Here is a 2,302-nt window from a genome sequence, read left to right as displayed (position 1 = left end):
CGGTGATGAGGATGTCGAGTTCGGTGTGATCGGCTTGCCACGTCGCATTCGGGCGTTCGGCGCGATGGCGGAACACCAGTTCGTGGCGGTCCCGGTAGGAAGCTGGCCCCTCCAGGGCCAGCGTCACCATGCCAGGGTCCAGAGCGTGGACGATGGCCCGGACCGTGGCATAGCTCGGCGCCGCTAACTCCAAGCGACCCGCCTCCGCCGCGACAAGGCGGTGCAGGGTGGCGGTGCCAGGGCGGGGGCGGGTAAGCGCAAGGCGCTCGAGGAACGCAACCAATTCCGTCGGGGTGCGCCGGGACCCAGCATCGCGTCGTGGTCGCGACTCTAACGCCGCGATGCCGCCGGTCTTGTAGAGCTGATGCCAGCGTTGCAGAGTGCGCAGCCCGGTACCGGTATCGCGGGCCAGGGTCGTCAGCGAGATGCCGTCCTCGACGTGAAGTCGGAGGATGCGCCACCGCTGCGGCCCGTCCATGTCACACCTGTTGGGAGGCCATGTCGCAATGGCGGGCAGCTTGTTGGTGTCGATACAGCGTGGCGCGAGACCACCCAACCAGCCGGGCGGCCTCTTCGGCGGTGCGGCCCTTGGCTCGGGCGTCTCGGGCGATGTCGAGTTTCTCAGCGATCACCGCCGGGTCAACAGGTGGCCGGCCGAAGCGGGTGCCGCTCTGCTTCGCCGCAGCGATGCCGGCGTTGACTCGCTCGGTGATCAGCTCGCGCTCGTACTCGGCCAGAGTCGCGAGCATGCCCAGCATCAGCCGACCGGAAGTGGTCTCCGGGTCGATGCCGTCCGAGAGCGACCGGATCTTCACGCCCTTGTCCCGAAGCAGGTTCACGGTGTTGAGGACATCGATCAGGGATCGGCCGAGCCGATCAATGCGCCACACCACGACCGTGTCACCGGACTCGACGTAGTCCAACAGTCGCTTCATCCCCGGGCGTTCAATCGCGGTCCGGCTCCCCGAGGTCACATCCGCAAACACGTCCCGCTTCTGCACCCCGGAATCCACGAGTGCGTCCAACTGCAATTGCGCGTCCTGACTCGCGGTGCTCACGCGGGTGTACCCCAAGAGCCTCATGTCCTGATTATGACTCACAAACCCCTACCGAGCACCACCCTGCAACACTTTACAGTGAGACGACTTCACGAGACGCAAAAGGTGCACATCGGCCCATGAAGCGGTCTCGAACTTCAGCTCCCTCCTGCTGTCTCATTAACCTTTAGGTTTTCGGGACGTTGAGCCGATGAGACATGAGGCACACTATGGACATGTACGAAGAGCTTCGCAGACGAGGGTTTGAGCTCGTCTCGGACACCACAGTTGCGGACTGGGCGAGCCGACGCCAGTCGGGCGACCTCTATCGGGTCGATTTCCAGGTGCCTGCCGGATTCGAGAAATACTGTCGCATCTTGCACCGAGTCCATGGAGACTTCGACACGATGCTGCCGTGGTCTAACTACGCAGAACCCGTCGGCGTCACAATCAGTGCACAGACGCACTGGTCCGAGATCGCTCGTCACGATCCCCGATTGCGAAGTACCAGCCCAGATGTGGGCGGTCTGGATAGGATCTCTGGACCTTCCTTCATAGAGTTCCTTACCAAACACCTGCCCGCGGATGACCGTGTCTTCGCCGGCTACTGGGATGGCATACAGCCGCTTCACACGCCCGGAAAGAGCTTCCCCACGGCCCGTTTAGGATTGCGTGAATACGTACTATTCGGCGTGCAGCTCGCAGCGCTGGCTGACGCATTCCACTCGGAGTCAGGCTTCCTCTTCGACTTTCCCGCTTTGCTATGGCCAGAGGACAGGAGTTGGTACCTGTCGACCGATGTCGACTACAACTCCACGCTCGTCGGAGGTTCCAAAGAGTTCATCGATGCTCTCCTCGCTCACGAGACCATCGAGGCTCTCCCGATCAGCCCGGACGCAGACCTGACCTACCGAGCACTCCAGTAGCCCTGACGATCACCATCGGGGAGCGAGCAGAGGTCCCGCCACATAGCGATCACAGAACGCCGCCACACAGCGATGCGCTTCACAATCGTTGCTGTGTCGCAGGGTCATCTTTGCCAGTTATGAAACGTCCTCTCGTGGGGTCTAGCATCTATTGATACAGATTCCGGACGAGAGGACTTTCAATGTCTGAGCGGATCGGGATGTTGCTCAACCGTTCGGGTGACGGTGGCGAGGAGGTGCTCATCGTCAGCCGCGGGAAGGAGCGAACTCGGTTCCGGCGCCGCGACGAGTTGGACTGGAACTTTCGGGTGGAGTCGACGGACTCGGAGAACGTTATCG

3 protein-coding genes are annotated in these 2,302 nt (G+C 62.1%); 1 reads left to right on the top strand and 2 read right to left on the bottom strand.

The window, feature by feature from the left end; all coding sequences use genetic code 11:
* Positions 1 to 478, bottom strand: a 478-nt coding sequence (locus G6031_RS15180; RefSeq protein ID WP_182653702.1) for a helix-turn-helix domain-containing protein, incomplete at its 3' end; no start/stop codon positions are given.
* 1 nt (position 479) lies between these two features.
* Positions 480 to 1,082: a recombinase family protein gene (locus G6031_RS15175; protein ID WP_181715711.1), complete on the bottom strand. Its 603-nt coding sequence runs from the start codon at positions 1,080 to 1,082 to the stop codon at positions 480 to 482.
* 191 nt (positions 1,083 to 1,273) lie between these two features.
* Between G6031_RS15175 and G6031_RS15170 the strand changes: the two genes are divergently transcribed.
* The gene (locus G6031_RS15170; RefSeq protein WP_182653701.1) at positions 1,274 to 1,963 is read left to right on the top strand and encodes a hypothetical protein; all 690 of its coding nucleotides are present in this window, start codon (positions 1,274 to 1,276) and stop codon (positions 1,961 to 1,963) included.
* Positions 1,964 to 2,302 lie beyond the last annotated feature (339 nt).

This window comes from Dietzia sp. CQ4, from assembly GCF_014145125.1.
In the GTDB taxonomy this organism is placed as follows: domain Bacteria; phylum Actinomycetota; class Actinomycetes; order Mycobacteriales; family Mycobacteriaceae; genus Dietzia; species Dietzia natronolimnaea.
Note: the sequence above shows the minus strand (reverse complement) of the source record. Positions and strands in the feature narration are given on the sequence as shown.